Annotated in this window: 18 protein-coding genes; 6 read left to right on the top strand and 12 right to left on the bottom strand. The window is 65.1% G+C overall.

Annotated features, from left to right (window positions below; translation table 11 throughout):
- Nucleotide 1: 1 nt before the first annotated feature.
- The 5 genes from petA to ACP150_RS09670 form a co-directional block, all read right to left on the bottom strand.
- Entirely contained in the window at nt 2-574 is a 573-nt protein-coding gene (gene petA / locus ACP150_RS09690) for a ubiquinol-cytochrome c reductase iron-sulfur subunit (protein ID WP_424966403.1), read from the bottom strand.
- A gap of 261 nt (nt 575-835) precedes the next feature.
- On the bottom strand, nt 836-1444 hold the full coding sequence (locus tag ACP150_RS09685) for a glutathione S-transferase family protein (protein WP_424966402.1): 609 nt from the start codon (nt 1442-1444) through the stop codon (nt 836-838).
- Between the two features lie 2 nt (nt 1445-1446).
- Entirely contained in the window at nt 1447-1734 is a 288-nt protein-coding gene (locus tag ACP150_RS09680; RefSeq protein WP_424966401.1) for a hypothetical protein, read from the bottom strand.
- 93 nt (nt 1735-1827) lie between these two features.
- Nucleotides 1828-2136 (bottom strand): pentapeptide repeat-containing protein, encoded by a 309-nt coding sequence (locus tag ACP150_RS09675; protein ID WP_424966400.1) that lies wholly within the window; start codon nt 2134-2136, stop codon nt 1828-1830.
- Between the two features lie 72 nt (nt 2137-2208).
- Nucleotides 2209-5571, bottom strand: a complete 3363-nt coding sequence (locus tag ACP150_RS09670; RefSeq protein WP_424966399.1) for an ExeM/NucH family extracellular endonuclease — start codon at nt 5569-5571, stop codon at nt 2209-2211.
- A 313-nt stretch (nt 5572-5884) separates the two neighbouring features.
- On the opposite strand from ACP150_RS09670, the gene ACP150_RS09665 reads away from it, so the two are divergent.
- The 3 genes from ACP150_RS09665 to ACP150_RS09655 are packed head-to-tail and all read left to right on the top strand — an operon-like array spanning nt 5885 to nt 9173.
- Entirely contained in the window at nt 5885-6769 is an 885-nt protein-coding gene (locus ACP150_RS09665; protein WP_424966398.1) for a formate dehydrogenase accessory sulfurtransferase FdhD, read from the top strand.
- On the top strand, nt 6766-7401 hold the full coding sequence (gene mobA, locus ACP150_RS09660; protein WP_424966397.1) for a molybdenum cofactor guanylyltransferase MobA: 636 nt from the start codon (nt 6766-6768) through the stop codon (nt 7399-7401). Before ACP150_RS09665 ends, mobA begins: the two co-directional genes overlap by 4 nt.
- Entirely contained in the window at nt 7398-9173 is a 1776-nt protein-coding gene (locus ACP150_RS09655) for a bifunctional molybdopterin-guanine dinucleotide biosynthesis adaptor protein MobB/molybdopterin molybdotransferase MoeA (protein ID WP_424966396.1), read from the top strand. Before mobA ends, ACP150_RS09655 begins: the two co-directional genes overlap by 4 nt.
- Here ACP150_RS09655 and ACP150_RS09650 read toward each other — a convergent pair.
- Complete coding sequence (locus ACP150_RS09650; RefSeq protein ID WP_424966572.1) at nt 9170-10033, bottom strand: DMT family transporter; 864 nt, start codon at nt 10031-10033, stop codon at nt 9170-9172. The genes ACP150_RS09655 and ACP150_RS09650 overlap by 4 nt on opposite strands.
- Nucleotides 10034-10124: 91 nt before the next feature.
- A complete protein-coding gene (locus ACP150_RS09645; RefSeq protein WP_424966395.1) occupies nt 10125-10415 on the bottom strand; it encodes an HU family DNA-binding protein in 291 nt (96 codons plus the stop codon).
- A 493-nt stretch (nt 10416-10908) separates the two neighbouring features.
- On the opposite strand from ACP150_RS09645, the gene ACP150_RS09640 reads away from it, so the two are divergent.
- Entirely contained in the window at nt 10909-11331 is a 423-nt protein-coding gene (locus tag ACP150_RS09640; protein ID WP_424966394.1) for a PEP-CTERM sorting domain-containing protein, read from the top strand.
- Here the strand turns inward: ACP150_RS09640 and ACP150_RS09635 are convergent.
- Nucleotides 11328-12797, bottom strand: coding sequence for an AMP nucleosidase (locus ACP150_RS09635; protein ID WP_424966393.1), 1470 nt, complete (start codon nt 12795-12797; stop codon nt 11328-11330). The genes ACP150_RS09640 and ACP150_RS09635 overlap by 4 nt on opposite strands.
- A 130-nt stretch (nt 12798-12927) precedes the next feature.
- Here ACP150_RS09635 and ACP150_RS09630 point away from each other — a divergent pair, with 130 nt between their 5' ends.
- Both ACP150_RS09630 and ACP150_RS09625 read left to right on the top strand, forming a co-directional pair.
- Nucleotides 12928-13350: a VOC family protein gene (locus ACP150_RS09630; RefSeq protein ID WP_424966391.1), complete on the top strand. Its 423-nt coding sequence runs from the start codon at nt 12928-12930 to the stop codon at nt 13348-13350.
- Between the two features lie 51 nt (nt 13351-13401).
- Nucleotides 13402-14274: an SDR family oxidoreductase gene (locus ACP150_RS09625; RefSeq protein WP_424966390.1), complete on the top strand. Its 873-nt coding sequence runs from the start codon at nt 13402-13404 to the stop codon at nt 14272-14274.
- A 120-nt stretch (nt 14275-14394) separates the two neighbouring features.
- Here ACP150_RS09625 and ACP150_RS09620 read toward each other — a convergent pair whose 3' ends face one another.
- Genes ACP150_RS09620 through ACP150_RS09605 form a run of 4 tightly spaced genes read right to left on the bottom strand, consistent with a single transcriptional unit; the run spans nt 14395 to nt 18901 of the window.
- Nucleotides 14395-15276 carry a glycosyltransferase family 2 protein gene (locus tag ACP150_RS09620; RefSeq protein ID WP_424966389.1) on the bottom strand — a complete coding sequence of 294 codons (882 nt, stop codon included), beginning with the start codon at nt 15274-15276 and terminating at the stop codon, nt 14395-14397.
- Between the two features lie 4 nt (nt 15277-15280).
- On the bottom strand, nt 15281-16090 hold the full coding sequence (locus ACP150_RS09615) for a hypothetical protein (protein WP_424966388.1): 810 nt from the start codon (nt 16088-16090) through the stop codon (nt 15281-15283).
- Between the two features lie 13 nt (nt 16091-16103).
- On the bottom strand, nt 16104-18047 hold the full coding sequence (gene dxs, locus ACP150_RS09610; RefSeq protein WP_424966387.1) for a 1-deoxy-D-xylulose-5-phosphate synthase: 1944 nt from the start codon (nt 18045-18047) through the stop codon (nt 16104-16106).
- Between the two features lie 20 nt (nt 18048-18067).
- Entirely contained in the window at nt 18068-18901 is an 834-nt protein-coding gene (locus ACP150_RS09605; RefSeq protein WP_424966571.1) for a polyprenyl synthetase family protein, read from the bottom strand.
- Nucleotides 18902-18928 lie beyond the last annotated feature (27 nt).

Raw genomic sequence — 18928 nt, 5'->3', positions numbered from 1 at the left:
CTTAACCCAGTTTAATGGTTGTTTCGTCGACGAATTCCGACACCGGAACCGGCAGGTTCTCGGGCGCGGGGCCCCGGCGGATCCGGCCGGATGTGTCATAGTGCGAGCCGTGGCAGGGGCAGAACCAGCCGCCAAAATCGCCTGCATCGCCCAGCGGAACGCAACCCAGATGGGTGCAAACGCCCATCTGAACCAGCCACTCGCCGGTATTCTCACCGCCAAATGTGGTCATCGAGCGGTTTTCATCGGTCGCCTCGACATCGCCGAGGTTGTTGTTCCGTGCAATCGGATCGGGCAGATCGTTCAGATCCACATCCCGCGCCGCGGCGATCTCTTCTTCCGTCCGGCGACGAATGAAAACGGGCTTGCCGAGCCATTTCACCGTGATTTGCGTACCAGGCTGCACATCGCCCACATCCACACGGATGGAGCTGAGGGCCTGCACGTCGGCAGACGGGTTCATTTGGTTCACAAGCGGCCAAACAGCGGCACCCGTGGTGACGACACCTGCGCCGGCCGTGGCATAGTACAGAAAGTCGCGGCGTGTGCCGGTCTGATCCTCTGCGTGGGACACGTGGGTTCTCCTTACTCCGGGCGCAAATAGGCGCCAGCGATGACGCGGAACCTGCAAGGCAGGCCCAACTCCATTGGGGTTATAGGGGGGTTGCCCGGACCGTCGAGGGGACATAGGAGCGCAGTTTTGTCGCAGTCTGCAAACTTCTTAACGCAGACGGGGAAATGGGGGCGCTAACGGGCGAGATGCCGCAGCGCAGCACGACCTATCCCTGCGGAAAACTCCGCGTTTTTGCGCCCCGCGCCCCCGGTCTCGTGCGACTCAGTCCGTGGGCATGGTGGCGCGCATCGCCTCGGTTGCCAGGATCTTGTCCGCCCAGTCCGCAAGCGCGGGCCGCGTCCCGCGCCAGTTCCGTGCGTCGTGGCGGAAATCGAGATAGCCCAGCGCACAGCCAATCGCGATCTGGCTCATATCCATCGGCCCGCTCAAATGGCTCATCCAGCGCGCCTCGAGCACGTCCAGCGCCCGGTCGATCTTGGTCCACTGCCCTTCAACCCAGCCGTCGAACTGCTTGTCCTCGGGGCGAAAGCGCGCTTCGTAGACCATCAGCACCCCGGCCTCCATGAGCGCATCCGCCGTCGCCTCAAGGGTCAGAACCTCCCACAGACGGGCCTCCGGATAGGCGTCGAGCTGCAACCGCGCGTCCAGATAGCGGCAAATCACCCGGCTGTCGTAAATCGCAGGCCCATCCGCCCGCAACAGCACCGGGATCTTGCCCAGCGGGTTCGCCGCCGTGAGGGTCGTGTCGGCCTGTCCCACCGCGGCTGCCGTGACCGGGGTGAAGGTCACTTCATCTGCGTAGCCTGTCACCTCAAGCAATGTGCGGACCTTGCGGACAAAGGGCGAAGCGGTCGCGCCGAGCAGCTCCATCCTCAGATCCGCCGCAAGCGGACGCGGCCCAGCAGGCTCATGTCCAGCTCGACCCCCGTGCCGTTCGGCATCCGCACGGCGCGGCGATAGCGGCCCGTGCCATTGACCTGGTGCCCGTCCGGGGCGCGGGTGAATTCCATCCCGTCCGAGACATCATCCATCAGGTCATCGGCGGTCTGGTTAACCGCCCGTGGCTTGGCACGAGCATAGGCGACGGTGGCCAGAGCGGCCGCCGCAAGCGGTCCGTATTTCAGGACCGCGCTGGCAATCGGAACAACGGGAATGGGCATGGCGTCCTCCTTGATGGCTTAAAGGTAGGGGCTCCCCCCGGTCCTGCAAAGCTTAAAACCGCAAATCCCGAGACGGTGCGGTCTCGGCCGCTCTCAGGTCGCGCCGCCCTCACGGGCGCGGTAGGCCGCCAGAAGATCCTCCACCGGGATCCCGTCGATGGTCGCGCCGGTCAGCCGACACTCAGAGATCGCCAGCCCCGACAGGTTCGCATTTTCGATCTGCGACCCGGACAGGTTCACGTCATTGATGACCCAGCCGGTCATGTTGCTGTCATTGAACCGCGCGCCGGAGAATTCGATCTGGTTGAAGCTGCACCCCGACATGTTGGCGTTGTTGAACCGCGATCCGGACAGGTTGGCGTTTTCGGCATCGAGTGTTTCCGTAACGTCATGCAGCTTCATGCGGTGCCCTCCTCGGCATCAGACATCGAAAAGGGGCCACGGATGCGGCCCCTTTCCCGGACAGATGTGCCCTCAGATGAAGGCAATATCATCCGCATCGGTGATGCCGACCACCCGGATCAGGTCCACCGTGTCGGTCTCGAGGCGAATCGTGGTGCCCCGCGCGCCCTCGGTGATCTCGCGAATCTCGAGCCCGCCGAGATCGATCACATCCTCACCGGCGGTGTAGTCGGTGATGCGCAGGCGGTTGTTCAGACCCTCTTCATCGGTGAAGACGAAGACGTCATCGCCGCCATTGCCGGTCACGATGTCGATGATGCCGCCCTTGCCGTCGATCCGGTCATCCTCGTCGGTGCCGCGCAGGACGTTGATCCGCACATTGCCGACGATCTCGTTGATCCGGTCACTGTCCAGATCGAGCCCGATGATCACCGGGTCATGGTCCGAGTTGCGCGCCGGGTTGGACCCGTCAAACAGCGCCTGATCCTCGGGGCGCAGGGTTGGCGAGCCGAAGGTCGATTCCTCGTTGTAGTCATAGACCACGAACTCGTCGGAATTGATGTTCCACTCGGTCGCGCCGGTGACCTGCTCTGTAAGGCTCTCGGAGCCCATGGCGTAGTCAAGGGTGCCCACTGCACCGCTGAAGCGGTAGCCATAGGTGTCCTCGCCTGCCTTATCCGCCACGAGATTGGTATAACCGGCCTCTTCGAGGATCTGGATCGGCTCTTCCTTGGCATAAGAGTTGAGATCCCCGAGGATCACCACATCCGGATCATCCGATCCGGTCGGGTTGGTCTCGAGCCAGGCCGCCAACTCCGCCGCCGCCGCGGCCCGCGTGGCGTTGTTGTTGCCCGCACCATCCCCCTGATCCGCATCCTCGGCCGCGCCGGTCAGCGAGCCCTTGGACTTGAAGTGATTGACCACGGCGGTGAACTCGCCACCGCTTTCGATCTCGACAAAGGTCTGGGCCACGGCAGCCCGGTTGAAGCTGTCGCCGCCCGGGGTCTCGTCACCATTGCTGTCATCGCCATCGTCCAGCGGGTCGAGGAAGGCCTGGGTGTCGAGAATGGCGGCATCGCCCACCAGCTCCACCGTATTGGTGTTGTAGATGAAGCCCACGGCGATCGCGTCCGTGCCCACAAACTCCTGCCCCGGATCCACCACGGCATAGACCTCGGAGCCAAGCTCCGCATTGATCCGGTTCACCAGATCCTGGATCGCGGTGACATCGGTGGGGTCCGTCGGGTTGCCGGCGAAGTCGTTCTCCAGCTCGATCAGGCCGTAAACATCCGCGTCCATCTCGAGGAAGGCGGTGACCAGCTTCTCGGCCTGCCGCTCCAGCTCTTCGGGGTTGTCAGCGCCGCGCGGGTTGCTGCCATTGTCGGTCTGACCGTCCAGCGTGGTGAAGTAGTTCAGCACGTTGAAGCTGACGACCTTGAGGCTGCCACCCACATCCTCGGGACCTTCGGGGCGCGGGTTGCTGTCCTCGATGGCCTCGAATTCGCCCGATTGCGGCACGCGCAGCTTGTACTCACCAAAGCCGAAATCCATGACGCCAACGAGGGGTTCGATCTCCTGCCCGTGGCGCGGACCGTCCGCGACCCCGCCCAGCAGATCGCCATCGGGCTCAAAGAGCGGATCGAAATCACTGCGCGCCCCGTCAGTGCCGTCATCGATCTGGATCGTGTTATCCGCGATGAACGCCTGATAGGCCTCGTTGCCCTCCACATCCGGTGCGTTGAGCTGGCTGTATTGATAGATGATGCCCTCGGAAGACACCGTGATCTCGCCGAACTGCTCGTAATCGAAGCTCTCGGTGATCGTCAGGGTGTCCGTAATCTCGATCAGCATGGATTCGAACGCTTCGCGCTCATCCAGCCCGGGCAGTTCGGTTGCCACCGCAAGATCGGCGACATCCGGATAGGCTCCGGCCTCTTCGATGCGGATCTGGCTGGCCTCCAGAACCGTGCGACCGAACTCCTCGCGCACGATACCGACCACGCGGATGATATCGCCCTCGGCCACGTCGAGCCCGCTTGCGACCCCGCTGTCATCCACGAAGATGCCCTCGGAGGTGGAGGTGTCGGCGTCGAAATCCTCCGGCTCTTCCATGGCGAAGAACCCGCCGAGATCGCGGAACGTGTCGTCATCGCCATTCTGGTAGTCGCCGGTGACCACGACCTCGATCACCACTTCGGTGCCTGCGATGGGGCTGGCATCGCCGCTGCCCTGAATTGTCGAGAGCAGGGTCGGGTCGTCGTCGAGAGAGACATCGCCCCCTCCGGTGGACCCACCGCCGCCTGCGGTGGGGGTGTTGGGCGGTGAGTCGTTGAAGAAGTTGAGGAGGTCCCAATCCTCGACCGTATCCGTATCGACACCGTCCTCGACCCGGCCGACACCGGCGGGCAGGAAGGTTCCGTCAGGGCCAACGGTCGGCGCGTCGAAGAAGGTCACATCGCCATCGTCACCATCGGAGACCCCGACCGCATCCACGACCATCTCGTTGCCGGTGACCGCACTCCCCTCGATCGAGGCGGTCTCGACAAGCGCAATCGTGTAGGTGGAATTCTCGAGGAAATCCTCCGGCAGTTCGAGATCGGGGGTCACGGCATAGGTGCCTGCGGCCGTCGCGTTCGCCACGAGGAAGAAGCCGTTATCGCCAATCGTATCGCCTGGGCCGAAATCGAATTGTGCGTCAATGGTGCCTTGGGGCGAACCCGCATCCCCTTCGACCACGATGATCGACAGCCCGTCCAGCGATGCGCCGGGCGTCCCGACAAGCTCGACATATTCGCTGTCGGCGCCGGTGGTGGAGCCCAGCACCTCGTTGAGCAGGATGGATTCCCCGAGGGTCGGGTCGTTGGGCGCGCCATTGTTGAAATCGAGGATCTGCCAATCCGCCGGATCGCCGGTGTTCACACCATCCTGCACAAGGCCCACGCCCGCAGGCAGAAAGTCACCCGACGGGCCGACGACCGGCGCATCGAAGAAGAAGGTGTCGCCATCGTCACCATCCGTCACGCCGACCGCATCAATCACGACCTCGGCCCCGGTGACCGCGCTGTCGGTGATCGAGGCCGTCTCGACCAGTGCCAGAGTGTAGGAGGAGTTCTCGAGGAAATTCTCGGGCAGTTCGAGATTCGTGCCGACCTCGTACACGAGCTGGGCCTGCACGCTGGCCGCAAGGAAAAACCCGTTACCGAGGATCGCATCACCGGGACCGAAATCGAGCCGCTTGTCGATAGTGCCGGTGGACGAGCCAGCGTCCCCTTCTACCACGATCAGGGACAAACCATCGAGGGACGCGCCGGGTGTCCCGATCAGCTCGATATACTCCGCATCGGGGCCGGTGGTGTTGCCCACCACCTCGTTGATCAGAATGCTCCCCGCCAGCGCAGCCTGCAGCGTGTCGTCCTGGGTGAAATCGCGTGCCATGGTCTCAATATCCCTGTTGTCCGTTATTGCCGCGCCCAGCCAAAGCATGACTGCCGCGAGACAAGCTGCGAGAGCTTGCCCGATCACGAAACAGTCCTGACGCGTGGGACTAACAACAGCATGACACGACACAAACGCATAGGGGTTTGTTAACCATTTTTTAACTGACCCTACGGCACGGCCGCCGCCTTGACACTTGGCGCCGGGCTGGCGCAACTGATCGGTGGATATCCTCGCCTGTTTTGCAGGCCCGTCGGACAAAATCCGGGCGGGAATACGGCAGGTTGCGGGATCAGCGGAGGATCAACGGACCATGGCGGCGGAAAACAGCACCGACGACTATCTGATCGCGCCGGATCCCGGGCGCGCACGCCTGACCCGGGCGGTCACCGGGGTCGACCAGACCGGGGCCGCCGCCGAGATCTCGGTGGTCGAGGAGCGTCCCCTGACGATCTTCCTCAACAGTCGCGAGATCGTCACGGCCATGACCATCGGGGATTACCCGGAATACCTGGCCATGGGATTTCTCAGCAATCAGGGGATGCTGTCGGACGCGGATGTGATCACCGGGGTCGAATATGACGAGGATCTCGACGTGGTGGTGGTCCGCACGGAAACCGAGACCGATTACGAGGACAAGCTCTCCAAGAAGACCCGCACCTCGGGCTGCGCTGTGGGCACGGTCTTTGGCGACATCATGGAAGGGCTTGAGGGGCTGACCCTGCCCGCGACGCAGGTCCGGACCTCCTGGCTCTATGATCTGGCGGCGCGGATCAACACGACGCCGAGCCTCTATCTCAGTGCGGGCGCGATCCACGGGACCGTGCTCTGCCAAGGCAATCGCCCGCTGGTCTATATGGAGGATGTGGGCCGCCACAACGCCGTGGACAAGGTTGCGGGCTGGATGCGGGCCGAGGGCGTCTCGGGGGCCGACAAGATCCTCTACACGACCGGGCGACTGACCTCCGAGATGGTGATCAAGACTGCGCTGATGGGAATCCCGGTGCTGGCCTCGCGCTCGGGCTTCACCGCATGGGGCGTCGAGATCGCGCAGGAGGTCGGGCTGACCGTGATCGGACGCATGCGGGGCAAGCGCTTTATGTGCCTTGCGGGCGCGGACCGGCTGATCTGGGACGCGGATCTGGCCAGCATCGCCGAGGAGGACCCCAAGACCCGCCGCAAGAGCGCCCGCGCATGAGCGGGGCGCGCTATCCGGCGGTGATCCTCGCGGGCGGTCAGGCCACGCGCATGGGCGGCGGCGACAAGAGCCTGCACGATCTGGGCGGGCAACCGATCCTGGCGCATGTGATCCAGCGCCTGACCCCGCAGGTCGGGCCGATCGCGCTCAACGCCAATGGCGACGCGGCACGGTTTGCCGATTTCGGCTTGCCCGTAATCCCCGACAGCATCGCGGACTTTGCCGGACCGCTGGCAGGCGTGCTGGCCGGGCTCGACTGGGCGGCCGAGAAGGGCGCCGAGACACTGGTGAGCGTCGCCGCCGACACGCCCTTCTTTCCGACCGATCTGGTGGCCCGGCTGGATGCCGCGCGGGCCGAAACCGGGCATCCGATTGCCATGGCCGCCTCCCCCGATGGCGGCCGCAAGAGCGGACTGGGCCGTCACCCGACCTTTGGCCTCTGGCCCGTGGCCCTGCGCGGTGATCTGCGCGCGGCCCTGACGGACGGGTTGCGCAAGGTCGTGCTCTGGACCGACCGGCATGGCACTGCCATGGCCCTGTTCGACGGGCCTGGACCGGATCCGTTTTTCAATGTGAACACGCCCGACGATCTTGAGACCGCCCGGGCCCGCCTGCGCGAGACCACGACATGAAGCTCTTTGGCGTCGTCGGCTGGAAGAATTCCGGCAAGACCGGGCTGATGGAGCGTCTGGTCGCCGAGATCACCGGGCGCGGGTTTCGCGTCTCGACCCTGAAACACGCCCATCATGCGGTGGATGTGGACCAGCCGGGCAAGGACAGTCACCGCCACCGGTTGGCTGGCGCGGTCGAGGTCGTGCTGGCCTCGCGCAAACGCTGGGCGATGATGCATGAGCTGCGCGATACGGCCGAGCCAGAGCTCGAAGCCCTGCTGCCCAAGCTGGAACCCGTCGATCTGGTGCTGGTGGAAGGGTACAAGCGCTCCCGCCATCCCAAGGTGGAGGCGCACCGGGTCGAGACCGGCAAGGACCTGATCGCACGCGGGGATGATACGGTGCGGGCCGTGGCCTCCAACGGTGCGCCCGAGGGTCTGCAGGTGCCGGTGCTCGATCTCGATGACACCGCCAGGATTGCCGATTTCATCCTCTCCGAGAGTGGGCTGACTGCTACCAGCGCGCCGGACCAGCCCCCCTCGCAACTGCGCAATGATTGCTTTGCCCTGCCGCCCGGTGTCGACTGGACCCCGGTCGATACGGCGCTGGATCTGCTGCGCGACGGGCTCGACCCCGTGACAGGGATCGAGACCTGCGCGAGCGAGGCGGCCCTTGGACGGATCCTCGCGGCCCCGGCCCTTGCCGCGCGCGACAATCCACCCGCCCCCAACGCGGCGGTAGATGGCTATGGCTTTGCCCATGGCGCGCTCGGTCCCGGCGATGTGACCCTGCCCCTGGCAGAGGGCCGTGCCGCAGCGGGCGTGCCCTTTGAGGGGGCCGTCCCCCATGGCGCGGCCCTGCGGATCCTGACCGGTGCCACCCTGCCGGCGGGCGTGGATACGGTCGTTCTCGAAGAAGATGTGACCCTGGCAGAGGGCGAGATCCGCTTTGCAGCCGGGCTCAAACCAGGCGCGAACACCCGCAAGGCCGGCGAGGATATGCGACGCGGCCACCCGGTTCTGCCTGCGGGACATAGGCTGCGCGCACCGGATCTGGCGCTGCTGGCCTCGGTCGGGATTTCCGAGGTCGCAGTGCACCGACCGTTGCGGGTCGGCGTGCTGTCGACCGGGGATGAGCTGGCCCATCCGGGTGAGACCGAGGACGCGAACCGGATTTACGACGCGAACCGCCCCATGCTGCTGGGGCTGGCCGAGGGCTGGGCCTATGACGCCGTGGATCTGGGCCGGGCGCCCGATGATCGCGACGCCCTGCGCGAGATCCTGAACGCAGCTGCCGGGCGTTGCGATGTGATCCTGACCTCGGGCGGGGCCTCGGCGGGGGATGAGGACCACATGTCCGCCATCCTGCGAGGGGAAGGGACCATGACATCCTGGCGGATCGCGCTGAAACCGGGCCGCCCGCTGGCGCTTGGCCTGTGGCAGGGCGTGCCGGTCTTCGGCCTGCCGGGCAATCCGGTCGCCGCGCTGGTCTGTGCGCTGATCTTTGCCCGGCCCGCCCTGTCGCGGCTGGCCGGGGGCAATTGGTGCGCGCCGCTGAGCTTTGAGGTCCCCGCGGCCTTTTCCAAGCGCAAGAAACCCGGGCGGAACGAGTATCTGCGGGCAAGGCTCGACGATCAGGGGCGGGTTGAAACCTTTGGCTCCGAGGGGTCCGGGCGCGTCTCGGGGCTTTCCTGGGCCGAAGGGCTCGTGGCGCTCGGCCCCGAGGCACAGGAGATCGTGCCCGGCACGCCGGTGCGCTTCCTGCCCTATGCCGGTCTGCTCAGCCCGAGTTAACGAACCCGGGCGAGCTGCACCGCGAGGATCCCGGCGGTGACGATCGCCACCCCGAGCACATCGCGCCCGCCCAGCGCCTCCCCCAGCAGGAGCGCCGCAATCGCGACCCCGAACACCGGGTTGAGGAAGTGAAAGGTGGCCGCGCGCACGGCCCCGATCCGCTCCACCAGCAGGAACCAGACCCAGGTCGCCGCGAGCCCGGGCACGAGCGTGGTATAGGCAAAGGCGGCGATGAGCTGCCAACTCCAGGTCACGCTGAGGGTCTCGGTCGGCAAGCCGATCACCGCGAGGGCCGCCGCCCCCACCAGCATCTGCAGCCCGATCACCATCAGCAGGTTGCCCCCCGACGAGGCCGTGCGCAGGGCCATGGTCGCAAAGGCCAGCGCCAGCACGCCAATCCCGCAGTAGAGCACCCCGAGCAGGTCGACCCCCGCCTGCAGCCGCGCGCCCATGATGATCGCAACCCCGGCGATCCCGGCAAACAGGCCGAGAATGGCAAGCGGTCGCAATTTCTCTCGCAGCACGATCCACCCGCCCAGTGCCACCACGAGCGGCATGGTCGAAGCGATGATCGCCGCCAGTGAGGCCTGCACCGTCTGCATCGCCACGAAATTCAGCCCGAGATAGAGCGCGTTCTGGCAGATCCCGAACAACATCGTTGCCCGCCATTGCGCGCGGGTCAGCTTCCAGGTCTGGCCCAGCGCCAAGGCGATCCCGACGGCGAGCAGCCCCGAGATGAGAAACCGCAGGGACAGGGTCGTCAGGGGCGGCGCCGCCGAGACGATGATCCGGGCCGAGGTGAAGGCGCTCGACCACATGAGGGCAAAGGCCATCCCCATGCCCAAGGCGCGCCAATCCATCTGCATCCTGCTTCCTTCCCGGCGTTCTGACCGCCGACGAAAAAGGGTCGCCAGCGGCGACCCTCATGACCTTGCGAAAGCGGTCCGGCGATCAGCCGTTCACGCTGTCCTTGAGCGCCTTGGCGATGGTCACTTTCACCACCTTGTCGGCGTCTTTCTTGATCTGCTCGCCCGTTGCCGGGTTCCGCACCATCCGCTCCGGGCGTTCGCGGCAATAGACTTTGCCAATGCCGGGCAGGGTCACAGCGCCACCACCGGTCACTTCGCGCGTGACGATGTTGGTCAGCGTGTCCAGCGCCGCGGAGGCCGTCTTCTTGTCGAGCTCTGCGCCTTCTGCGAGGGCTGCCACGAGTTGGGTCTTGGTGAGCGGCTTTTGGGCCATAGGTATCTCCCTGTTCCTGTACGCCCCTTTTTCAGGGGCTCACCGGCAAGGTAAACAGCGGATTGACCAGATGGACAAGAGTCTGCGCGCAAAATCCCCATAAAAAAAAGGGTTTGGCCGGGGCGAGTGCCCCTCGCTTGGGCAGGCCCGTCCGACGGGGAACGTCACGGGACTGGGACCGGCCCTTTTTCGCCCTGTCGATTTCGCGCCCCCATGCCGGTGGTCGCGAGACAGACACCGCTTTCCTTTGACACAACCCGGAGCGTCCTAGACACTGGACGAGTGCAGTCCGCACCCAGGAAGGACTTTTCAAGTGCTTAAGAAATTTACGTTTTTTCTACTCTTCACCATTTGCGCGACCTCGGCGCACTCCGCGATCGTAGCCGCGTTCGAAGAAACCGGTTCAGATGTCACCCTCACGGTATCGGGCAGTCTGGACGTTGACGGGCTGCCTTTTTCCACCGGGGGTGCCTCGAGTGACGGCACAGCCGTCATGTCGCGGAGCCCGGACAGTTTCGAGATCATTGCGAATGGCGGACCCGCCCGCCTCTTCACATTAACCGAAGCAAACTACCCGGTGACACCCAGCGTGACGAGCACCATCGTATTCGGGACGGGCACGGGCGATCTCTTCGCTCAGGTGAGAAGCACAGATGGACGGGATTTGTTGTTCCTGCCGCAGGCGTATGCGTCGGGCGAGGCGCTGTCGTCGCGTGCGACCTTCGTGAACGAGAGCTTCGCGACGCTCGGGCTGACCACCGGAACCTTCGAAAGCAAGGTCGGCACCGGAGACACGGTGACCTTCTATGTGGGTGTGGCGCCGCCCATGGCGGTAATCCCGCTGCCGGCGACCCTGCCACTCGCGCTGGTCGGTTTCGGGGCTCTCGGACTGCTCAGAAAGCGCCACCGCGCCTAGAGGAACGCGGTTTCCTCGAAACTGCGCAGTTTTCGGGAATGGATTCGTTCCAGCGGCATATCGCGGAGCGTCTCCATCGCCCGGATCCCGATCAGCAGGTGGCGCGCCACTTGCGTCGTGTAGAACTCCGTGGCCATGCCGGGGAGCTTCAGCTCCCCATGGAGCGGCTTGTCGGACACGCATAAAAGCGTGCCATAGGGCACCCGAAAGCGGAAGCCGTTCGCCGCGATGGTGGCGCTTTCCATGTCGAGCGCGACAGCCCGCGACTGGCTCAGCCGCTGCACCGGGCCGGACTGGTCGCGAAGCTCCCAGTTGCGATTGTCGATGGTCGCCACCGTGCCTGTCCGCATCACCCGCTTGAGGTCATAGCCCGAAAGCTGCGCGACCTCGCCAACGGCTTGTTCGAGGGCGATCTGGATCTCCGCGAGGGCCGGGATCGGCACCCAGATCGGCAGATCATCGTCCAGCACGTGGTCCTCGCGCAGATAGGCATGGGCCAGCACGTAATCCCCGAGACTCTGGGTGTTCCGCAGACCCGCGCAATGCCCCAGCATCAGCCAGGCATGGGGCCGGAGCACGGCGATATGGTCCGTGGCGGTCTTCGCATTTGACGGCCCCACCCCGATATTGACCAGCGTGATACCCCCCTGCCCTTCGCGGGTCAGGTGATAGGTGGGCATTTGCGGCGCCTTGGCGGGGGGCGGCAGTTCGGCCTCGGGATCCGTGATCTCGAGATTGCCGGGCGCGACGAAGCTCGTATAGCCGCTCTCGGGATCGGCCAGCGCCTCGCGGGCGAACTGGATGAACTCGTCCACGTAGAACTGGTAGTTCGTGAACAGGACGTGGTTCTGGAAATGCTCGGCGGCGGTGGCGGTGTAATGTTGCAGACGGGCCAGCGAGTAGTCGATCCGCTGGGCCGTGAAGGGGGCGAGCGGGGCAGCGCCATCCTCATGTGTGAAGCCGAAACCGTTGACGATCTCGTCATGGGTCGTGGACAGATCCGGCACATCGAAGACATCGCGCAGGGTGAAGGCCAGCACGCCCTCTTGCGGGACGGCGGCGGCGGGCCCGTTGGTCATGGCGAAATGCAGCGGGATGGGTGTCTCGGACGGGCCAATCTCGACCGGCACCCCGTGGTTCTTGATCAGCAGGCCGATCTGCTGGGTCAGGTAATTCTCGAACAGGTCCGGGCGGGTCACGGTCGTGGCATAGGTCCCGGGTTCGGCCACATGGCCAAAAGACAGACGACTGTCCACCTGCCCGAAGGACGTCACCCGCACGCGGATCTCGGGGTAATAGGCCCGGAACCGCGTCATGGGCATGGGCCCCTGCACCGCCTCGGCAAAGCTCAACTGCAGAAAGGCGATGGCCTCGTCATAGATCCGGCGCAACTCGGCCACCGCCGCTGTGGCATCCTTGAAGGAGCGGCTTTCCGTCAATGGCGGTGTTTTGAGCGGGTGGGTCACGGCGTCAGGGAGCTCCGATAGATCTCAAAGGTGCAGCGACCATGGGCGCGACCTGTCCGCGCCGCAAGACCGAAGTTGCCTCCGCGCGGATTTTATGTCAGTAATACTGACATAAATGGAGGAGACTCACATGGATTACGAGACCACCGACGCCGATTCCTTTGGCAAACACCTGACCGGCTTGGGGGTGAACCTGCTGGTGCGCGACCTGCCTGCGCGGGCGACCTTTCTGTCCGAGGTCTTTGACATGAAGGTGTTCCAGCCGACCGAGGATTTCGCGATCCTGACCTACAGGGACAGCGTGTTTCAGCTGCATTCGGACGGAACCTATCATGCCCACCCCCTGCCCAGCCTCCTGCCCGAGGCCGGAGCGCGCGGCGGCGGAATTGAGCTGCGGCTTTATGGCTGCGATCCGGATGAGGCCGTGGCCCGCGCGAGCGCCCGAGGGGCGGTGATCCTGCAAGCGCCCGTGGACAAGCCCCATGGGCTGCGCGAGGCGTTTATTCTGGACGCGGATGGCTATGCCTGGGTGCCGAGCAACGCGCTCGCCTGAGAGCGCGCCCACGGCCTTGCATCCGCTGGATCCCATCGGCACCTTGCGGGCATGACACAGACACTTCTTTCCTTTGGCCATGGATATTCGGCCCGCGCACTGGCCCGGCGGCTCTTGCCCCGGGACTGGCGCGTGATCGGCACCACCCGCAGCGCGGAAAAGGCGGAGGCCCTGCGCGCCGAGGGTGTCGAGCCCCGGATCTGGCCGGGGTCGGACCTCGCCGAAGAGATCGCGGCGGCGAGCCACATCCTGATCTCTGCCGCACCGGGGGCCCATGGCGACCCGGTATTGGAAACCTATCGAGACGCGCTCGCCTCTGCAGCGCCGGGACTGGCCTGGGTCGGGTATCTGTCGACAACCGGTGTCTATGGCGATCATCAGGGGGCCTGGGTGGATGAGAACACCCCTCTCACCCCGGCGACCCGTCGCGGCCAGGCCCGGGTGGCGGCGGAAACCGCGTGGCGGGCCTTGGCCGCCGAGACGGGACTGCCTCTGCATATCTTTCGGCTCGCCGGGATCTATGGCCCGGGTCGCGGGCCGTTTTCCAAGGTGCGCAACGGCACGGCGCGACGGATCATCAAGCAGGGGCAGGTGTTCAGTCGGACCCATGTGGAGGATATCGCGCAAATCCTCGCAGCCTCGATCGCGCGGCCCAATCCGGGCGCGGCCTATAACGTGTGCGACGATGATCCTGCGCCGCCCGAGGATGTGATCGCCCATGCCGCCGAGTTGCTGGGATTGCCGATCCCGCCCGCAGTGGCCTTCGAGACGGCCGAGATGACGCCCATGGCGCGGAGCTTTTATGCGGAGTCCAAGAAGGTGCGGAATGACCGGATCAAGGACGAGTTGGGGGTGACGCTGCGCTATCCGAGCTACCGGGACGGGTTGGCCGCGTTGCTGGCCGAGGAGACCGCACGCGGCTGAGCTTTGCGTTCTTGAGAGATGTCGCTCCGCGCGGATCAGGGTCTGGGACCAGGGCCCCGCACGGGGCAATTGCCGCGCATGTCGGCAAGCGGTGGACCGCGCGAGGCGATGTCTGTCTCCTTAGAACAGACCAACGAACCGGTCTGGCAGGATCCGCAGATCGCCGTCCACGAACCAATCGGTGGAATAGAACCCGGTCTTGCCCTTCACATAGGAGCGTTTCAGACGTTCCCGTTCCTGCGTGAAATCGAACCCCGTGCCTTTTTTCTCGATCGTGAAGCGCAGGTAGTCATTGCTGATGCGCTGATATTCGAATTTCGACCAGCCCCAAGAGCCCGCTCCGAAGACCAGCGCGCTGCCATCCTCGTTGGTGCCGCGCATGTTCAACCGGTCCTGATGGCGGTCGATATGGAACTGCTGGTCAAACCATTTGAGGTGAAACAGGTAGAGGTCCTCACTCAGCGTGTAGACCTCATGCTCGGATCCATGCCCGTCCGGGCCCCATTGCAGGGGGATCTGCGTGAGACAGGGTTTGCAGTACCAGGCATTGACCCGCATGTATTTGCGCTGCGCGAGCATGGCACGGCTCGGGTCATAGTCGCTCTCAAGGTCGACGCGGTGCAGCACCTCGACGCCCAGCGGCGAGACGACCCGGGTCCGGCGGTCGATCCCATCGATATAGCCGATCAGGTCCTCGCCCAAGGCCGGATCAAGCACCAGCAACTCGTCCACATCATTGTAGACCACCCAGTCGAACATGTAGTTCAGGCCCGAACAGAGGTGATTCACTAGCTGGAACCGGTCCTGATCCATGGAACGATAGGGCGCGCGGCGGTTCACCTCGATGATGTTGCAACCTGCCGCGATCTCATGGGCGTAGTCCTGCGGCCCATGGGTGATGACATAGAGGTTCCGACGGTCCGTGAAGCGGCTGTAATACCGCACCCAGAGATCCAGAAAGAACGCATCGTCATAGACCATGGTGACGAAGGCAACGGACATGGGCCTAGCCTGCCGCGCGTACGTAGAGATAGAGCTTGGGACCCACCGCCTGATGCTCATATCCGAGGCCACCGAGCAGTTCGGCAATCTCTTTCAGATCCCGACCGGTCTTGTCACACAGGATCACCGGGCTGTCGCGTCGGATCGTCTCGAGCGCGCCGCGCAGGGCCGGGATCTTGGAGCCGTTGAAGCACAGATGCAGCAGCCCGACCGCGCCCAGATCCTCGGCATCCAGTGCGGTGGCCGAATAATCCCCCTTGGCGCGGGCCACGAAGATCGTCTCGCCCAATCGCGCGGATTTCTGGGTGCCCAGCGCCATGCGTGCGCCATCCTCGGTCACGACGGAGCTGTGGATCTGCGCGCTGAGCCCGTTGAGCGCGAGCGTTCTTTCCAGCGGCTCCTGCAAGCAGGTCTGCGGCTCGAACACATGGACCGCTCCGGGGGAGACGATCTGGGCTAGCGCCACGGTCGAGACCCCGACATAGCCGCCGACCACCACCAGACTGCGCCCGGGCGGGACAATGTCATGCTCGGCCAGTTGGAAAAACGACAGCTCATCCTCGTGGCGCGCGGTCATGGCGAGGCGTTTCTGCCCCTCGTCAAAATCTGCATGGGGTAGATGGGCCTTGATCACCCGATCGCGAAAAAACACCGAGCCTACACGCTCCGGCCCCATGGCCGAAAGACGCGCGCTGACCGCGACCTCGCGCAGGGTGGCGCGCATCTCTGCCAGAACCGCATTGAGATCCCCGGCGGCAATGGCGCCATGTTCGGGGTCGGTGACCGCCTTGGTCAAAGGGGTCTGGTCGGTCATGGTCAGGCTCCGGTTAGGATTTCGCGCGTACCTCCAGTTGTGCAACACCAAGGGTTGCCAAAACCTTAGCCTCGATATCCTCGGCGTTCAGACCGGCAATATCGTACATGTCCCGGGGGCTCGCCTGATCGATGAACTGATCCGGCAGCACCATGGAGCGGAACTTGAGGCCCGTGTCGAACACACCCTCATCGCTCAGAAGCTGCGCCACATGGGAGCCGAAGCCGCCGACCGAGCCTTCCTCGATGGTGATGAGCGCTTCATGGTCCGCCGCCAGCCGCAGGATCATGTCGCGGTCGAGCGGTTTGGCGAAGCGGGCGTCGGCAATGGTCGGGGTGATCCCCTTCGCGCTGAGCCGTTCGCAGGCCTCGCGCACTTCAGCCAGCCGTGTGCCAAAGGACAGGATCGCGACCCGCGCGCCCTCGGCAATGATCCGACCCTTGCCGATCTCGAGCACCTCGCCGCGCTCGGGCAAATCCACGCCCACCCCTTCGCCCCGGGGGAACCGGAAAGAGATCGGTCCGTCGTCATAGGCCACGGCGGTCGCCACCATATGCTTGAGTTCGGCCTCATCGGCGGCCGCCATGACCACCATGTTCGGAAGGTTCGCGAGATAGGCCGTATCATAGGCCCCCGCATGGGTAGCACCATCCGCCCCGACCAGCCCTGCCCGGTCGATCGCGAAGCGCACAGGCAGGTTCTGCAGCGCCACGTCATGAACCACCTGATCATAGCCGCGCTGCAAGAAGGTCGAATACATGGTGCAGAAGGGCTTCATCCCACCCGCCGCGAGGCCGGCGCAGAAGGTGACCCCGTGCTGCTCGGCAATGGCCACGTCGAAGGTGCGACTGGCATAGCGCTGCGCAAACTTGTCGAGCCCGGTCCCCGAGGGCATGGCCGCCGTGATCGCCACGATCCTGGGATCCCGGGCGGCCTCGTCAATCAGGCTCTCGGCAAAGATATTGGTATAGCTGGGCGCATTGGAGGGCGCTTTCTTCTGTGCGCCGGACACCACGTCGAACTTGGCCGTGGCATGGCCCTTGTCGGCCGCCCCTTCGGCAGGCGCGTAGCCCTTGCCCTTCTTGGTGATCGCATGGATCAGGATCGGCCCCGTGGCGCGGGCCTTGACCGTGCGGAGCACGCTCAGAAGCTGTTCCATGTCATGGCCGTCGATGGGCCCGAGATACGAGAACCCCAGCTCTTCGAACAGCGTCCCGCCCACGGTCATATGCTTGAGCATATCCTTGGCGCGCTTGGCCCCTTCCTGAAAGGGCGACGGCAGCAGGCTGACCGCGCCCTTGGCGGCGGCCTTGAATTCCTGAAACGGCGCACCCGCATAGAGGCGGCTGAGATAGCTCGACATGGCCCCTGTGGGCGGCGCAATGGACATCTCGTTGTCGTTCAGAATGACGATCAGGCGCTTTTTCAGATGACCTGCATTGTTCAGCGCCTCGAAGGCCATGCCCGCGCTGATCGCGCCATCGCCGATGACGGCAATCGCGTCGCCGATCCCGTGCTCGGGCGCGCCGCCCAGATCGCGGGCCACGGCAAACCCCAGCGCCGCAGAGATCGAGGTCGAGGAATGCGCCGCCCCGAACGGGTCATAGGGGCTTTCCGAGCGCTTGGTGAAGCCCGACAGCCCGTCCTTCATCCGCAGGGTGCGGATACGGTCACGCCGCCCGGTCAGAATCTTGTGCGGGTAACACTGGTGCGAGACGTCCCAGATGATCCGGTCCTTGGGCGCATCGAACACCGCATGGAGCGCCACGGTCAGCTCGACCACCCCAAGCCCCGCGCCCAGATGCCCGCCGGTGACCGAGACCGCGCTGATCGTCTCGGCGCGCAGGTCGCGGGCCAGCGCCACCAGCTCGGCATCGCTGAGCTGCTTCATGTCGGCGGGTGTATCGACCCGGTCGAGTACCGGGGTTACGGGGCGGTCTTGGGTTGGGGCGCTCATGGGCGGTCCCTCCTCGGGTCTCAGGTGTCCCGTGCGATAACGAAGCGGGCCAGATCGCACAAGGTCTCGGCCTGCTCGCCGTAAGGCTCCAGCGCCGCTTCGGCCTCAGCGACGAGGTCCCGAGCCCGGGCGCGCGCGCCCTCCAGCCCCAGCAGCGAGACAAAGGTGGCCTTGCCGGCCTCCGCATCCTTCTGCAGCCGTTTGCCGGCCTTTTCCGCATCGCCCGTGACGTCCAAGATGTCGTCCGCGATCTGGAAGGCAAGGCCGATCCGCTCGGCATAATGGCGCAGCGGGGCGGGATCGCCGCCCCCCAGAACCGCACCGGCCTCGGCGGACCAGCGGATCAGCGCGCCGGTCTTGCCCGCTTGCAGGGCTGTGATCTGGTCCAGCGTCAGCGGCGTGGCGGCAGTTTCCGCGGCAATGTCGAGCGCCTGCCCCAGCACCATGCCCGCCGCGCCCGAGGCTTGTGCCAGACTGCGTGTCAGGGTCAGCGCGATGGCCGGATCATCCGTCAGGCGCGGATCGCTGAGCGCCTCGAAGGCCAGGGTTTGCAGCGCGTCACCCACCAAGATCGCCGAGGCCTCGTCCCATTTGATGTGCACCGTGGGCTGACCGCGACGCAGGTCGTCGTCATCCATCGCGGGCAGATCATCATGCACCAGCGAGTAGGCGTGCAGGCACTCGATGGCCGCTGCCGCATAGACCGCCCGCTCGGGCCCGACCCCATGGAGCCGCGCGGTCTCAAGCACGAGCACACCGCGCAGGCGCTTCCCGCCCCTCGTGGCATAGGCCATGCCATCGCGGATCGCGCTGTCGGGCTGCGCGCCGATCAGCTCGTCAAGACAGGCGGCAATCTGCGGCAGCCCCGCCGATTGCGCCGC

Origin of the sequence: Dinoroseobacter sp. S375 (genome assembly GCF_049800775.1) — a bacterium.
In the GTDB taxonomy this organism is placed as follows: domain Bacteria; phylum Pseudomonadota; class Alphaproteobacteria; order Rhodobacterales; family Rhodobacteraceae; genus Dinoroseobacter.
The sequence above is the reverse complement of the archived record's forward strand: the minus strand, read 5'-3'. Positions and strand labels throughout refer to the sequence as shown.

Bases quoted from the DNA above. Each gene is read 5' to 3' on its own strand.
- ACP150_RS09650 (WP_424966572.1), bottom strand. From the start codon at position 10,033: ATGGATTGGCGCGCCTTGGGCATGGGGATGGCCTTTGCCCTCATGTGG.
- ACP150_RS09665 (WP_424966398.1), top strand. From the start codon at position 5,885: ATGGCGGCGGAAAACAGCACCGACGACTATCTGATCGCGCCGGATCCC.
- ACP150_RS09670 (WP_424966399.1), bottom strand. From the start codon at position 5,571: ATGGCACGCGATTTCACCCAGGACGACACGCTGCAGGCTGCGCTGGCG.
- ACP150_RS09655 (WP_424966396.1), top strand. From the start codon at position 7,398: ATGAAGCTCTTTGGCGTCGTCGGCTGGAAGAATTCCGGCAAGACCGGG.
- mobA (WP_424966397.1), top strand. From the start codon at position 6,766: ATGAGCGGGGCGCGCTATCCGGCGGTGATCCTCGCGGGCGGTCAGGCC.
- ACP150_RS09680 (WP_424966401.1), bottom strand. From the start codon at position 1,734: ATGCCCATTCCCGTTGTTCCGATTGCCAGCGCGGTCCTGAAATACGGA.
- dxs (WP_424966387.1), bottom strand. From the start codon at position 18,047: ATGAGCGCCCCAACCCAAGACCGCCCCGTAACCCCGGTACTCGACCGG.
- ACP150_RS09625 (WP_424966390.1), top strand. From the start codon at position 13,402: ATGACACAGACACTTCTTTCCTTTGGCCATGGATATTCGGCCCGCGCA.
- ACP150_RS09615 (WP_424966388.1), bottom strand. From the start codon at position 16,090: ATGACCGACCAGACCCCTTTGACCAAGGCGGTCACCGACCCCGAACAT.
- ACP150_RS09645 (WP_424966395.1), bottom strand. From the start codon at position 10,415: ATGGCCCAAAAGCCGCTCACCAAGACCCAACTCGTGGCAGCCCTCGCA.
- ACP150_RS09620 (WP_424966389.1), bottom strand. From the start codon at position 15,276: ATGTCCGTTGCCTTCGTCACCATGGTCTATGACGATGCGTTCTTTCTG.
- ACP150_RS09675 (WP_424966400.1), bottom strand. From the start codon at position 2,136: ATGAAGCTGCATGACGTTACGGAAACACTCGATGCCGAAAACGCCAAC.
- ACP150_RS09640 (WP_424966394.1), top strand. From the start codon at position 10,909: ATGTCGCGGAGCCCGGACAGTTTCGAGATCATTGCGAATGGCGGACCC.
- ACP150_RS09630 (WP_424966391.1), top strand. From the start codon at position 12,928: ATGGATTACGAGACCACCGACGCCGATTCCTTTGGCAAACACCTGACC.
- ACP150_RS09685 (WP_424966402.1), bottom strand. From the start codon at position 1,444: ATGGAGCTGCTCGGCGCGACCGCTTCGCCCTTTGTCCGCAAGGTCCGC.